Origin of the sequence: Lysobacter sp. Root690 (assembly GCF_001427785.1) — a bacterium.
Classification (GTDB): Bacteria; Pseudomonadota; Gammaproteobacteria; order Xanthomonadales; family Xanthomonadaceae; genus Lysobacter.
On sequence record NZ_LMHM01000016.1, the window covers coordinates 116704 to 132280 of the forward strand.

Sequence of the window (15577 nt, forward strand, 5' to 3'; positions counted from 1 at the left end):
GCGAGGCGGGTCTGGCTTCGCGGTTTGGCCTGCTCATGCGCTCGCCTGAAATTACCTCGGCGCGGAGCGCAAACCAAGTCGATAGCACAAGTTTCCCGCCATCGATCGGGAGTGGCCCTGGGCGCGGACGCGGCAAGCGCCGCTGCTCGCATGCCGCCCGAGCTTCCGCGCGGCCCGATGGTGCGGGCCAATCGCCGCCATCGTGCTTGCGCAGCAGCGGGCGGCGCGCAAAAGAAAACCCCGGCCTGAGCCGGGGTTTTCAGGGCGATCATGCGCATCGCCTTACTTGTTGCGTACCAATTAGAACGTGATGCTCCAGGTGTCGATGCGGCCAACGTCGGCATTGGCGTTATCGTTCACGCGCAGCTTCCAGGTGCCGTTGAGGGGTTCGCTCGACAGGTTGAAAGTGAACGTGCCGCTGAGGTTGTCGGCGCTGCCGCCGGCGCGGTTGCTGATGTTGTACAGCGAGCCATCCGGCGCCACCAGGTCGACCTTCAGGTCGCCGCGGTAGGTGTGGATGATGTTGACCGACACCGAGGCGTTGGTCGGGGCATTGCCGGTACGGCCGGACACGGTGATCGGGCTGTCGACGGTCGCGTTGTCGTTGATCGCGAAGTCGGTGCCGTTGGTGTACGTCGTGCCCGGACCCGGGCCCGGGCCGCCGGGGCAGGTGACGCCGACCGCGGTGAACGCGGCGGTCACGTCGGCCTTGGTGAAGCCCAGGTCGGTCGCGGCCGTCTCGACGCCGCAGGCGCCGTTGTTGAAGTCGGTGCTCGGGGTCCAGTAGTCCTTGTTCGCCTTCGCGAACACCTTGAACGCCTTGACCGTATCCCAACCGGCCTTGGTGGCCAGGGTGTAGAACGCCTTGTTGTACACGCCGGACGAGTAGTGCACGTCCATGCCCGAGGTGTAGTTGCTGGCGTGACCGATCGAACGGCCGTCCTGCGGCGGGTTGGCCATGTAACGCAGCGCGCCGGTGCCCTTGAAGATCTGCGCGCCCACCAGGAAGTCGTTGGTGTTGTTCATGTAGTACTCGGCGGCCTCACCGGCCATATCCGAGAACGCTTCGTTGATGCCGCCGGACTGACCCGAATAGACCAGGCCCGACTGCTGTTCGGTGAAGCCGTGCGAGACTTCGTGCGCCGACACGTCCAGGCTCACCAGCGGATAGAACGTGGTGCGGCCGTCGCCGAAGGTCATCGCCGAGCCGTCCCAGAACGCGTTCTCGTAGTTGCTGCTGTAGTGAACGCGCATCGACAGCTGGAACGTCAGCGGCGGGGTGCCGACGTAGCTGTTGTACATGTCGAACACGACCTTGCCGAAGTAATGCGCGTCGTTCAGCGGCGAATACGCGCCGTTGATGGCCTTGACCGTGTTGCGCGGGCAGGTGTACGAGAACGCCGTCGAGCCGCTGGTGCCGCCGTTGAGGTTCACCGTCTTGACGTTGGCGTTGTTCATCGTGCAGGTGCTGCCGCTCTGGGCGACGTCGTTGAAGCCGAAGTCGGTGCCGTATTCGTACTGGCCGGTCTTGGCGTTGCCGCCGGGGCCGGTGCCGACGAGGGCGTGATTCAGGCCGTCCCACTGCTTGAGCACCTTGCCGCTGTTCGCATCGACGATGACGAACGGACGGGTCGGCTCGCCGCCCTTGGCCGAATCGGCGAAGTAGTTGACGACATAGGCCATGTGCGCGCGGCCGGCGTCGTCGATGTAGATCATCTGCTTGCTGCTTTCGTTGCGCACCTGCAGCGCGCCAGCGCGCTTGCCGAGCGCTGCGCCCTTGGCCAGATCCAGCGCCTGCGCGCTGCTCAGCTTCGGCGCGGTGGCCGGCAGTTCGGCGGCGAGGCCGGCGACCGAGCGGCCGAACAACGTCTTCACGTTGCCCTTGGCGTCTTCGCTGACCACCACGTGCTCGCCGAACACCGGCACGCCGCGGAAGGTCTGCTGATAACGGTAGTTGCGGGTGCCGTTGGCGTCCTGGCTGCTCTTGATCTGGCTCAGGCCGGAGTCGGCGTCGAGCGAGATCAGTTCGGCGTGACGCACGTTGGCCTTGGCGGCGGCGCCGGACTTGGCGACGGCGGACTGGTACTGCTGGTTGAGCTTGGCGACGTCCTGACCGTGCAGGTCTACGCGCTGCGCGGCGCCGGCAGCGCCGGAGACGAGGGCGAGCGACAGGGCGAAGGACAGAGCGTGCATGGACGGCGATTCATTGCGATTCACTGGTATTACCCCCAAACGAGTGTGGATGGTGGCCGCGTTCGCGGCCGGCTCTCAGTGCTCGTACATCCGCTCCCCCGTCGTTCGCGCGTCCGGCCCGGGGCATTCCGTGCCCGAGGACGTTCGCGTGGTCGAACTCCGTGCGGATACCGTGCTGACGCGTAGCACGGCGGAGGCACGCTGGCCGCGCCCAAAATTTGAGTCAACGCGACTGACGCCGGTCACACGTCGAATGCGACGTGCGCGGATCGCGGCGACAAATGATTTCGTCTGAGATCGTTCTACGATCAGGCTTGAAACGTTTTCACGTTTGCGCGTCACGAAATTTCGCAGCGTAATAATGTTTCAGGATTATTGCTGCAATGCAGCAGATTCCTGCGTCGTCGGGGTGGGGTAATCGATCACATATTGCGTTGGATATACCCGTCGCAGGCCGTTCGAAGGCGCTCGCCCCGGTACTGGCGGCTTGTCAGATGGCTGCTTGATTCATGCATGAACCGCGGCGTTTCCGGTTTTTTAGCGCGTTATGGAAATTCCAGTCCCGCCTGTGACCCATGCACGCACGGTTCTGCGAGCGCACTCCCAAATACGTATTTATTATGTTTTTGCATAAGGCGTCCGCTTGGCGAACGACCGTTCCGGCGCCGAAAAAGAAAACCCCGGCCTTGGCCGGGGTTTTTCAAGTCTGGCTGCCATCGGCCGGCACGGCCGGCGATCGTGAGCGATCGACCGCATGGCCGATGCCGGTGGAGCGCTCGGCGAGCGCCCGGCAATACCGACTTATTGCGCGGTCACGCCCACCTGGGAGAACGCGTTGACCACATCGGCGGTGCTGTAGCCCAGATCGGCCGCGGCTTGGCGCACGCCGGTGCCGCCCTGGTTGAAGTTGGTGCTCGGCGTCCAGTAGTCCTTATTGGCCTTGGCGAAGGCCTTGAACGCCTTGACCGTGCCCCAGTTCGGCTTGTTGGCCAGGATGTAGAAGGCCTTGTTGAACACGCCCGAGGAGTAGTGCACGTCCAGCCCGCTGGTGTAGTCGCGGGCGTGGCCGATCGAGCGCCCGTCCTGCGGCGGGTTGGCGAAGTAGCGCAGGGCGCGGCCGCTGGCCTTGAAGATGTCCGCGCCGACCAGGAAGTCGTTGCGGCCGCGCGCGTAGAACTCGGCCGCTTCGCCGGCGATGTCGGAGAACGATTCGTTGATGCCGCCGGACTGGCCGGAGTAGATCAGGCCCGACTGCTGTTCGGTGAAGCCGTGCGAGGCTTCGTGCGCGACCACGTCGAGCGAGACCAGCGGATAGAAGGTGGTGCGGCCGTCGCCGAAGGTCAGCGCGCGGCCGTCCCAGAACGCGTTCTCGTAGTTGTTGCTGTAATGCACGCGCAGGGTCAGCTGGAAGGTCAGCGGCGAGATGCCCAGATAGGACTGGTAGGTATCGAACACCACCTTGCCGTAGTAGTGCGCGTCGTTGAGCGGCGAGTAGGCGCCGTTGATGGTCTTGACCGTGTTGCGCGGGCCGGCGTACGAGTACGCGGTGCTGCCGCTGGTGCCGTGATTGAGATTGACCGTCTTCACGTTCGGCGTGTTGAAGGTGTAGGTGCTGCCGCTGCGGGTGACATCGAGGAACGGGCGGCCGCCGCTGCCGTATTCGTACTGGCCGATCTTCTGATTGCCGCCGGGGCCGGTGCCGACCTGCTCGTGATTGAGGCCTTCCCACTGCTTGAGCACCTTGCCGCTGTTGGCATCGACGATCGCGAACGGACGGCTGGGTTCGCCGCCGCCCGGCGCATCGGCGAAGTAATCCACCGCGTAGGCCAGATGGGCGCGGTCGGCGTCGTCGAGGTAGATCACCTTGCGGCTGTTCTCGTTGCGGACCTGCAGCGTGGCCGCGCGCTTGCCGAGCGTGGCGCCCTTGGCCAGGCTCAACGCTTGAGTGGCGCTGAGCTTGGCGTCGAGCTTCGGCAGATCGGCGCCGATGCCGGCGACCGAGCGGCCGAACAGGGCGCGTACGTTGCCCTTGGCGTCCTCGCGCACGACCACGTGTTCGCCGAACACCGGTACGCCGCGGAAGCTTTGTTGGTAGCGATGGTTTTGCGAGCCGTCGGCGTCCTGGCTGCTCTTGAGCGAGGTCAGGGTCGAGTCGGCGTCGAGCGCGATCAGCTCGGCGTGGCGCACATTGGCCTTGGCGGCGACCCCGGACTTGGCGCTGGCGGCCTGGAACTGCTGGTTGAGTTTGACGACGTCGACGCTGTGCAGATCCACGCGTTGGGCGGCGCCGGCGGCGCCGGCGGCGAGGGCGATCGAAACAGCGAAGGACAGTACCGATACGTTGCGCTTCATTTGTAACCCCAAAAGTGAGTGAGTAAATGAGGGCCGGTCGGGCGACCGGTTTGCGGCGTTTCGCATCCGCATCCGACATGGGGGAGGGATGTAGGCGGATACCGCGCGGATGGCCCGTGCGGCGGAATCGACGCTAGGGATCGCCGGCGATAACGGTCAAACCCGCGCACCGCGATCACATACGCGGTGAGACCGCTATTTCCGCGTCGTATCGGGGATTGGGGCGGAAAGCCGCGCGCTGCCTGGATCGCGCTATTTTCCGATTTTTCAGGGCTAAAACCGCGCCGGGTAATAATGTTTCAGTGCCTATGTTGCACTGCAACATAATTTGAATGCACTCGTTGGTCGGTTTTGTATTCGTCGGCGCTCGATACTGTGACCGCGACCAGTTTCCGTCGTCGCCGCGAGCGCGGACATGAGTGAGGCGAGGGCGCTTGAAAATCGAAAATCATCGCCGCCGGCATTCGTCAATAGCGCCGCGTGATGCATATCCGTCGAATCATGTGACCAATCCTGGCAATATCGGATCATTATGTCGTGGCATAACGTTTCGTCATGGCTGGGGTTATATGGACGAAACCGGCGCGCCGGCACAAAACGACGCGCCAATACAGCCGGTGACAAGGGAAACCCCGTTGGCTAACCGTCCTGCATGGCGCGGCCGCATCGCGCCGCCGTCGCCGAACCAAAAGAAAACCCCGGCCGGAGCCGGGGTTTTGGTTCAGGCCGACGCCGCGCCCTCGATCAGAAGGTGATGCTCCAGGTGTCGATGCGGCCGACGTCGCCGCCGGCGTCGTCGTTGACCCGCAGCTTCCAGGTGCCGTTGAGCGTTTCGCTCGACAGATTGAAGGTGAAGGTGCCGGCGACGTTGTCGGCGCTGCCGCCGGTGCGGTTGTGGATGTTGTAGAGCGAGCCGTCCGGCGCGACCAGGTCGACCTTCAGGTCCTGCTTGTAGGTGTGCACGATGTTGACCGACACGCTGGCATTGCTCGGCGCATTGCCGGTCCGGCCGGACACGGCGATCGAGCTTTCCACGGTGGCGTTGTCGCGGATCGCCACGTCGGTGCCGTTGCTGTAGGTCTGGGTGCCCGGACCCGGGCCCGGGCCGGGACCGCCGGGGCAATCCACGCCGACCGCGAGGAACGCGGCCGACACGTCGGCCACGGCGTAGCCCAGATCGGTGGCGGCCTGTTCGACGCCGCAGGCGCCGCTGTTGAAGTCGGTGTTCGGGGTCCAGTAGTCGATGTTGGCCTTGGCGAACGCCTTGAACGCCTTGACCGTGTCCCAGCCGGAGGTCTTGGCCAGCAGCGAGAACGCCTTGTTGTAGACGCCCGAGGAGTGATGCACGTTCATGCCCGAGCGGTAGTTGCTGGCATGCCCGATCGAGACGCCGTCGCGGGTCGGATCGTCCATGTAGCGCAGCGCGCCGGCGGCCTTGAAGATCTGCGCGCCGACCTGGAAGTCGTTGCTGCCGCGCATGAAGTACTCGGACGCTTCGCCGGCCATGTCGGAATAGGCTTCGTTGATGCCGCCGGACTGGCCGGAGTAGATCAGCCCCGATTGCTCCTGGGTGAAGCCGTGCGACACCTCATGGCCGAGCACGTCGAGGCTGACCAAGGGGTAGAAGCGCGATGCGCCGTCGCCGAAGACCATGGTCTTGGTGGTGCCGTTCCAGCCCGCGTTCTCGTAGCCGGTCGAGTAATGCACGCCGAGGGTCAGCTGGACCGTCAGCGCCGGCATGTTGAGGTAGGCGGCATACATGTCGTAGACCACGCCGCCGAAGAAATGCGCGTCGTTGAGCGGCGAGAACGCGCCGTTGATCTGCTTGACGGTGTTGCGCGGGCAGGTATATCCGTGCGCCGCCTGGCCGCTCGGGTTGGTGCCGCCGTTGAGATTGATGGTCTTGACGTTGGCGTTCTGCATGACACAGCTGCTGCCGTTCTGGGTCACGTCGAGGAAGCCGAAGTCGGTGCCGAACTCGTACTGGCCGGTTTTCTGATTGCCGCCGGGGCCGGTACCGATCTTGACGTGCTGCAGATTGTCCAGGCTGCGCAGGACCTTGCCGTTGTCGGCGTCGATCACGAGCTGTGGCGCGGTGATGTCGCCGCCCTTGGCGCTATCGGCCGACAGGGTGACCAGATAGGCCAGGCGAGCGCGGTCGTTGCCGTCGATGTAGATCGTCGGTTCCACCTTCTGCGAATCGATCTTCATCTGACCCAGGCGCTTGCCGAACGCGGCGCGCTTGGCGATATCCAGCGCCTTGGCCGAACTCAGCTTGGCGGTGGTGCTCGGTACCTCGGCGTCCAGTCCCTGAATCAGTTCGCCGAACATCGTGCGCAGGTTGCCGTTCGCGTCTTCGCTGATCACCACGTGCTGATCCAGCACCGGCAATCCGCGATAGGTGAGCTGGTAACGGTGCTGGCGATGACCGGACTCGTCGCTGCGGGCCTTCAGCGGAGCGAGAGCCGACTTCGCATCGAGCGCGATCATCTCGGCATGGCGCACCTGGGCGGCGGCGGTCGTCGCGATGCCGGCGACGGCGCGGTACTGCCGGTTGAGCTGGGTCATGTCTTGCCGATGCAGGTCGACGCGTTGCACCGCGCCGGCGGCGCCGGCGATAGAAGCGAGCGAGATGGCGACCGCCAGGATGGACAGATTGCGATTCATAGGTGGGTTCCCCGAAGCATTGATAAGGCCGGGCAGACACGAAGCACGGAACCAGGCGGCGTCGATGGGAGACGACGCGTGGACGCATGCGGCCGGTGTCCGGCGCGAAAGCCGCGGCACGGGTTGCGGCGCGGCGCAGGGAACGTGGAAGCGCGATCGCGAAAGCGTCAACGCCGTCGATGGGTTTCACAAAGAAAATGCAAACTGGGTCGGCTTCGCCTGTCGACTGGGTTTGATTCGAAATGTCCGAAAACAAGCGCTGCGGCATCGAAGTAATCGATGTCATTGGTTTCGCCGAGTTTTGTAATACAGTTCCAAGGAATTTGATGCGTTGCAACAATAATGCCGCAAGTCGTTGTGTTTAAAGAATATAATCGATGTGCCGCAGCGATGTTTTATTTGCACATAGGGCCGCGTATGGAGTCGGCGAACGACGGATTTCGATTATTTATCGGTATTTATTCACGATTTTCCGCAGTGCAAGCATATTTATCGGCTGGCGATCGACTGCGATGTGATTCAGTTCTTTTTGAATATGCGATTGCGATTGGGCGAACGATATGGCGGCGGGCCTGTTCGGGCGCGTGGCCGCCAACTCATCGCGGCGGAAGGCATTGAGCCGCCCGCCGCGTGGGCGATGGTTTGGGCGATCGCAAATGCCGCCGAACGACGGTGGTCAAACGGCCGTACCGGCGAGATCCAGGCGGCGCGACTACGGCAATGGCGTAGTCGCCGGAGTCGACGAACCGTGTAGCGACGACGATCGGCGTTGGGCCGGTGGCGATCGTGGTGGACGCTGGGTCGCCATAAGCGACCGGGATGATTGGCGAGGAGCTCGCACGCCAGGCGCGCGGTCGCGCATTGCGCCCGGACAGGCAAGCTCCAGACATGCCCAAGTCGGTCGTGGATCACACAAGCTCGTTCTATACTCGTCGCAGTTTTCGGAGAGATACGCATGAAGCGCGCGCACCCCCTGGATGGAACTGCGATCTTGGATACCCCTGACTCGAGCCGGCCCGACATGGGCACGACTGCTCCGAACTCGCCTGCTGCGAGCACGCAGGCCGTGAAGCGGGCAACTTCTGCGCCGCGATGGCTGGCGCGTGCGCTGGTTGGCGTGCTGGTGGCGGCCACGCTCGTGGTCGCCGGCTGCAAGCGCGACACCACCGGGCAGTTGCCCGAGGTCAGCGGCGAAGCCATCGTCGCCAAGCGCGAGGCGGTCAAGGGCTTCGCCCTGATCGCGGCCTATCCCGACAGCAAGCGCGGCGACGAACTCGCCATCGCCCTGGAATTCAGCCAGCCGCTGGTCGGCACCCAGAGCTTCGACGAACTGCTCGCGGTCACCGACAAGAACGGCGCGGCGGTGCAGGGCAGCTGGGTGCTCGACGACGGCGGCAAGATTTTGCGCTTCCCGCATGTGGAAGCGAGCAAGGACTACACGGTCACGATCAAGCCCGGCCTGACCGCCGCGGCCGGCGACCGCATCGCCCAGCCGGTCACCAAGCAGGTCTATACCGGCCCGCTCGACCCGGTGGTCGGTTTCGCCTCGCAGGGCAGCGTGCTGCCGGCGCGCGACAGCCGCGGCCTGCCGGTGGTGTCGATCAACGTGGCCGAAGTCGACGTCGAATTCCTGCGGGTCAAGGAGAAGGAACTGCCGAAGTTCTTCGCCGAGTACCAGCGCGGCGGACGCAAGGGCAGCTGGGACCTGGAACGCGACTGGGACGACAAGAAGCCGTTGTCGAAGCTGGCCGAACCGGTCTACGTCAATCGCTTCGTGCTCGGCGGCAAGCCCAACGAACGCGTGCTGACCTATCTGCCGCTGCAGGAGATCAAGGAACTGCAGGAACCCGGCCTGTACTTCGCGGTGATGAAGCGCGCCGGCCAGTTCAAGGACGAGTTCGAGACCGCGTTCTTCACCGTCAGCGACCTGGGCCTGCATGCGCGCGCCTACAAGGACAAGCTGTTCGTGCATGTCGCCTCGCTGGAAAAGGGCGGCGCGGTCAGCGGGGTCGAGCTCAAGGTGCTCAACGCCGAAGGCGAGCCGGTGCTCAAGGGCGAGACCGACGGCAACGGCAACGCGATGCTGCCGTACAAGCTCGACGCGGCGCAGGTGTTGATCGCGAAGAAGGGCAGCGACGTCACCATGCTGCCGTTCAACCAGCCGGCGCTGGATCTGTCCGAATTCGCGGTCGCCGGCCGCGAGCAGGCCTGGTTCGACGTGTTCGCCTGGTCAGGCCGCGATCTGTATCGCCCCGGCGAGACGGTGCGGCTGTCGGCGCTGCTGCGCGATCAGGACGGCAAGCCGATCGACAACAAGGGCAAGGCGCTGCAGCCGGTGTTCGCGCGCTATGTCCAGCCCGACGGCAAGACCTTCCTGGAAACCCGTCTGCAACCCGATGCGCAGGGCTATGTGCGCCATGCGCAGGTGATTCCGGCCGATGCCGCGACCGGCCGTTGGCGGGTCGAGTTCCGCACCGATCCGAGCAGCAAGGAAGCGGTGCAGGGCATGACCCTGCGGATCGAGGAGTTCCTGCCCGAGCGGCTGAAGCTGGACCTGACCGCGCAACAGGTGCTCAAGCCCGGCCAGCCGTTCAAGCTTGGCGTCGACGCGGCCTATCTTTACGGCGCGCCGGCCGCGGGCAATCGTTTCACCGCCAAGCTCGCGGTGATGGTCGAACAGCATCCGCTGGAACAGTTGCCGGGTTATTTCTTCGGCGACCCGACCCTGAGCTTGCCTAAGGAAGCCAAGGACGTGGTCGACACCACCCTGGGCGACGACGGCAAGCTGACCCAGGACATCGCGTTGCCCGACGAAGCCAAGCCGGTCACTCCGATCGCCGCGATCGTCACCGGCAGCGTGTTCGAAACCGGCGGGCGCAGCGTCAACCGCAGCGTCAAGCGGGTGCTGTGGCCGGCCGATGCGTTGGTCGGCGTGCGTCCGTTGTTCGACGATAAGGACGGCAGCGACGCCGACAGCAATGCCGGCTTCGAAATCACCCGCGTCGGCAGCGACGGCAAGCCGCGCGCGGCCACCGGCCTGCGCGTGACCCTGGTGCGCGAACATCGCGACTACCACTGGAATTACGCCGACGACGGCGGTTGGGATTACGACTTCACCCGTCGCTTCGAAGATGTCGAAGTGCGCAACGTCGATGTCGGCACCTCTCCGGCCAAGCTGAATTTCGCGGTCAAGTGGGGTGAGTACCGGGTCGACGTGTACGACCCGGCGACCAAGCTCACCAGCCGTTATCCGTTCCGCGCCGGCTGGAGCTGGGACGATCAGAACCGCGGCCTCGATGCGCGTCCCGACAAGGTCAAGCTCGCGCTCGACAAGACCGCGTACAAGGCCGGCGACACGCTGGAAGTGACCCTGACCCCGCCGCACGAAGGCTCCGGCCTGCTGATGGTCGAGGCCGACCGCATGCTGTACGTGCAGGCGATCGAGGTGAAGGCCGGCAGCAAGTTCAAGATTCCGGTCACCGCCGACTGGGAACGCCACGACGTCTACGTGACCGCGCTGGTGTTCCGCGGCGGCAGCGCGCCGAGCAAGATCACTCCGGCGCGCGCGGTCGGCGTGGCGCACGTGCCGATGGACCGGCGCGAACGCAAGATCGCGGTCGGCATCAACGTGCCCAAGCTGATGAAGCCCGAGCAGGATTTGCCGGTCACGGTCAGCGCGCCGCAGTTGGCCGGCAAGGACGCGTACGTGACCGTGTCCGCGGTCGACGTGGGCATTCTCAATATCACCCGCTTCCCGGTGCCGGACGCGGCCGCGCATTTCTTCGCTCAGCGCCGGCTCGGGGTCGATGCCTACGACGTGTACGGGCGGGTGATCGAAAGCTACGAAGGCGATGTCGCCAAGATCCGCTTCGGTGGCGACATGGCCTTGCAGGCGCTACCGCAGGCGCGGCGTCCGACCGCGCGGGTGCAGACGGTGGATCTGTTCGCCGGGCCGGTGAAGCTCGACGCCCAGGGCATCGCCCGGATCAAACTGGCGGTGCCGGATTTCAACGGCACCTTGCGGGTCTCGGCACTGGTGTACTCCGGCGGCAGCTACGGCAACAAGGACGCCGAAACCATCGTGCGCGCGCCGGTGCTCGCCGAGGCCAGCACGCCGCGCGTGCTCGCGCCCGGCGACAAGAGCAACGTGACCCTGGACGTGCAGAACTTCACTGGCAAGCCCGGCGAGTTCGCGGTCAAGGTCGAGGGCATCGGCCCGCTGTCGCTGAGCGACGGCGAGCACACGCTCACGCTCGGCGTTGAAGCCAAGAAGACCCTGACCTTCCCGATCGTGGCGCGCGAGGGCTACACCACCGCGCAGGTGCGGGTGCGGGTCGACGGCAACGGTTACAAGGTCGATCGGCGCTACGACGTGCCGGTGCGTCCGGCGTGGCCGTCGGTGCTGCGTTCGCGCACGCGGGTGCTCGACGAACTCGGCGCGATCCAGCTCGGCACCGATTTCGCCGACGGCCTGATGCCCGATTCGGTCAACGCGCGCATGGTGGTCAGCGCCTTGCCGCCGATTCCGTTCGCCAGCGCATTGCAAGGCGCGCTGGAATACCCGTACGGCTGCGCCGAGCAGACCACCAGCAAGGGTTATGCCGCGCTCGAACTCGACGAAGCCACGGCGAAGATGCTCGGGGTCAAGGGCATCGACGCCAAGCAACGCCGCACCCGCATGGAAGGCGCGTTCGGGCGGCTGGCGGCGATGCAGATCGCTTCGGGTCACTTCTCGATGTGGGGCGGCGACAGCGACGGCGATTCGGTCAATCCGGCGCTGACGCCGTACGTGGTCGAGTTCCTGCTCGATGCGCGCGACGCCGGTTTCGCCGTGCCCGACGGCATGCTGCAGAAGGCGCTCAAGGTGCTCAACGAGGATCTGCTTTCGGGCAATGCCTCGTTCTACGGCTACGATCGCCGCGAACATCTCAAGTTCGCTTATCAGGCGCATGCCGGCTACGTGCTGGCGCGGGTCAACCGCGCTCCGCTGGGTACCTTGCGCGCGCTGTACGACAACGATCGCAAGCAGAGCCTGACCGGCCTGCCGCTGGTGCATCTGGGCCTGGCGTTGTCGTTGCAGGGCGACAAGTCGCGCGGCGGCAAGGCGATCAAGGAAGGCTTCGCCCGCGATCCCTCGCAGCGCCCGCCATACCTGGGCGACTACGGCAGTCGTCTGCGCGACGACGCCTTGATGATCGCGCTGGTGCACGAGCACAAGCTGTCGCAGCCCGAGTACGACGCGCGCACCGTGTCGATGGGGCGCGATCTCGACGCGCGCCGCAACAGCGGCTGGCTGTACCTGAGCACGCAGGAACAGGTCGCGCTGGCGCGTCTGGGCAAGGCGTTGATGGCCGATCAGGGCAAGCAGATCTCCGGCCGCTGGACCATCGCCGGCGCCTCGACCGATGCCGATCCGGCCAAGCTGATCGGCCGCGTGTTCGACTTCGCCGCGCTGGCGAGCGGAGTGAGCTTCACTCCGAACGGCCAGCCGCCGCTGTACGCGAGCCTGGAAGTGGCCGGTGTGCCGCGCACCGCGCCGGCCGCCGACGCTTCGCAGATCGAAGTGGGCCGCAAGTTCTACACCACCGAGGGCAAGGATTGGTCGGGCGGCAGTCTGGTCGAAGGCGAGGCGCTGATCGTGCAGGTCACGATCAAGGCGCACAGCGCGATGCCCGATGCCTTGTTGACCGATCTGTTGCCGGCGGGCCTGGAAATCGAGAACTTCAATCTTGGCGACGCCAAGCAGTGGGCCGGCGTGGTTGTCGACGGGATCGAACTGTCCGAGCGTTCCAGCGCCGCCGAGGTCAAGCACGAGGAGTTCCGCGACGATCGCTACGTGGCCGCGCTCAAGCTCGGTCAGAACCAGACCGCGCGGGTGTTCTATCTGGTGCGCGCGGTGACGCCGGGTACGTACACCGTGCCGCCGTCGCTGGTCGAGGACATGTACCGTCCGGAGATGCGCGGCGTCGGCAAGGCCTCGCCGGCGAGCCTGTCGGTGCGTCAGCCGTGAGTTCGATGAGCAGGGCGGGAAGCTTCGTGCTTCCCGCCGCGCGCATGGCGGTGCTGGCGGTGGCGCTGCTGTCGGCGGTGGGCTGTGTCGACAAAGGCAAGGGCGGTGAAGGCGAGGGTGTCGCCAAGAACCCAACACCGGCCGCGGCCGCGAGCAACAACGCCACCGACCCCGCGCTGAACTGGGGCGGCACCACGCCGCACGACACGCCGCCGGTTTCCAACCCCTTGCTGGCGCAGGCCGAAGCGGTGATGCGCAAGGCCGATCCCGACTTCGACCGCTTCGAGGTCAACTACACCACCGGCGATCTCGACCGCGACGGCCGCGACGACGTGGCGATCGAGTACGGCGTCGGCGACGAGGGCGCGATGCGTCATGTCGCCAAAAGCATCTACGTGCTGCTCGCTCGCGATGGCGGCTTGCAGGTGCAGCCCGAGGCCACCGAGGCGTTCTCGGGCTGCCCGGTGGTGCGCGAAATCGTCGGCGGCCAGCTGCTGGCCGATGCGCTGGAAGCGTGCATCGTGCCGTTCCCGAAGACCATCGGTTACTACACCTTCGAATGGGATGCCCCGCGCAAGCGATTGCGTCAGGTGTCCGAGCAGGACGCCGAGGAGCGCGTGGTCATGCGCCTGCAGCAACTGCGCGAAGCGCTGCTGGCCCAGCGCAAGGACGCGATCGACCCGCATCTGCGCGCCGGTCCGGCTCCCATCGCGCCGACCGAGCGCGACAAGCCGCGCGCCGCGCCCGAGCAGATCTTCGCCGATGCCGCGCTGCGCCGTGGCTTCACCGACACCGTCGGCATGCTCAGCCATGTCGAGTTCCGCGACGACGGCGAGCACGAACGCAAGGCGACCATGACCACGCCGGGCAACGGCAAGTCGGCCGAACGCGCCCTGTATATCGATCTGGAGCCCGGCGACGGCAATTCCATGATCGAGTCCGACGGCTACACTTACGTCCTCGATGCGAGCGTGCTGGTGCGCTGGCCGGATCCGGGCACGCGCGGCGGCCATCAAGTCAGGTTCAACCTGATCGATGGCGACCTGTATCTGTCCGAACACGGCGCCTTCGACATGGACGAGGAACGTTGAAGCCGCGTCCGCGTCCGACGCGGCGCCGCCGACGAGTCCCGAATCCCCAATCTCGAATCACAGTAGTAACCAGGGTCGCCCCCGAACCCGAATCCTTCAAGGAGTGAACATGCGCAAGACCCTGATGCCGTCCCTGCTGATGCTGGCCCTGGCCGCCTGCCAGTCCGGCGACAAGGCCGCCGCCGCGGCGCAGACCGGCGCGACCGCGACGCCGCCGCCCGCCGCGGCGGCGCCGTCCGATCCGAAGCAGACCGCCGAGCGCGCCTTCGCCGCGCTGCGCAAGATCGAGCCGCAATTCGAACGCCTGGGTTATAGCGAACTGGTCGGCGACATCGATCAGGACGGCCAGGACGACGTCGCCGTGCTGTACGGCACCGGCACCCCGGACGCGACCATGGCCGCGTCGCAGAAACTGGTCGTGCTGATGACCCGTCCGGGCGGCCCGCAGGCGCTGCCGCAGTCCGACATGCCGGATTTCTGCCCGCAGCTGGACAAGATCGAAGCCGGCAAGCTGTACCTGCATCAGATCGACATCTGCTCGGCGGCGCGGCCCAAGGCCACCGACTATTACGTGTACCAGTGGAACGGCAAGACCATCGTCCAGGCCGAACACCAGACCATGCCGCAGCGCGTGCTCGCCGATCTCAAGCCGCTCGGCGCCGCGTTCCGCGCGCGCGACAAGAAGGTCGTGCTGGATGCGATGACCTTCCCGCTGGAAGCGTCGAACTGGCCGGTGTACGACACCGAACTGGAAAAGGCGGCCAAGGCGGCCGGCGGCAAGATCGACCGCGCGATGGCCGAGAAGCACTACACCGACCTGTTCCCGAACGACCGCGCCGACCTGTACGCCGATGCGATCGCCGACCTGCAGGGCCGGCCGCTCAAGACCGATTCCAGCGGTTCGACCTCGTCGAGCTCGCCGGGCAAGGACGGCATCACCTACGGGCTGGTGGTGCAGCCCGATCCGGACGAAGACCGCGAAGAGAGCAACGACAACCGCATCATCGATGCGCGCGTCGACCTGGGCATGGCCGAGGGCGACGGCGGCCAGAACCTGGTGCTGTTGCTCATCGAAGGCCAGTTGAAGATCGTCGCGATGAATACCGCCGGCTGATCGATGTCGATTCGCATCGCCGCGGATGGACGCCTCATGCAGGCGGACATTCGCGATCGATCCATCGACCCACCACGCGATCGCATTCGCGCCCGGGCCCGCGAGGGCCTGAGGCGCGCGCATCGCGAAACGCAACGAGCGCCGCATGCC

The 15577-nt window shown here is 65.6% G+C and carries 7 protein-coding genes; 4 read left to right on the forward strand and 3 right to left on the reverse strand.

What is annotated here, in order from left to right; translation table 11 throughout:
• Positions 1 to 300: 300 nt before the first annotated feature.
• A complete protein-coding gene (locus ASD86_RS18240) occupies positions 301 to 2193 on the reverse strand; it encodes a M4 family metallopeptidase (protein WP_082578479.1) in 1893 nt (630 codons plus the stop codon).
• 801 nt (positions 2194 to 2994) lie between these two features.
• Positions 2995 to 4545, reverse strand: a complete 1551-nt coding sequence (locus tag ASD86_RS18245) for a M4 family metallopeptidase (RefSeq protein WP_056113849.1) — start codon at positions 4543 to 4545, stop codon at positions 2995 to 2997.
• Positions 4546 to 4979: 434 nt separating this feature from the next.
• Between ASD86_RS18245 and ASD86_RS26925 the strand changes: the two genes are divergently transcribed.
• Positions 4980 to 5300, forward strand: a complete 321-nt coding sequence (locus ASD86_RS26925) for a hypothetical protein (RefSeq protein ID WP_157476824.1) — start codon at positions 4980 to 4982, stop codon at positions 5298 to 5300.
• Here the strand turns inward: ASD86_RS26925 and ASD86_RS18250 are convergent.
• Positions 5290 to 7212 (reverse strand): M4 family metallopeptidase, encoded by a 1923-nt coding sequence (locus tag ASD86_RS18250; RefSeq protein ID WP_082578480.1) that lies wholly within the window; start codon positions 7210 to 7212, stop codon positions 5290 to 5292. The two genes, ASD86_RS26925 and ASD86_RS18250, sit on opposite strands and share 11 nt — an antisense overlap.
• 1096 nt (positions 7213 to 8308) lie before the next feature.
• Between ASD86_RS18250 and ASD86_RS18255 the strand changes: the two genes are divergently transcribed.
• From ASD86_RS18255 to ASD86_RS18265, 3 genes are all read left to right on the forward strand, one after another.
• On the forward strand, positions 8309 to 13222 hold the full coding sequence (locus ASD86_RS18255; protein WP_056115123.1) for an alpha-2-macroglobulin: 4914 nt from the start codon (positions 8309 to 8311) through the stop codon (positions 13220 to 13222).
• Between the two features lie 5 nt (positions 13223 to 13227).
• Complete coding sequence (locus tag ASD86_RS18260) at positions 13228 to 14313, forward strand: hypothetical protein (RefSeq protein ID WP_157476826.1); 1086 nt, start codon at positions 13228 to 13230, stop codon at positions 14311 to 14313.
• A 109-nt stretch (positions 14314 to 14422) separates the two neighbouring features.
• The gene (locus ASD86_RS18265) at positions 14423 to 15427 is read left to right on the forward strand and encodes a hypothetical protein (protein WP_056113855.1); all 1005 of its coding nucleotides are present in this window, start codon (positions 14423 to 14425) and stop codon (positions 15425 to 15427) included.
• Positions 15428 to 15577 lie beyond the last annotated feature (150 nt).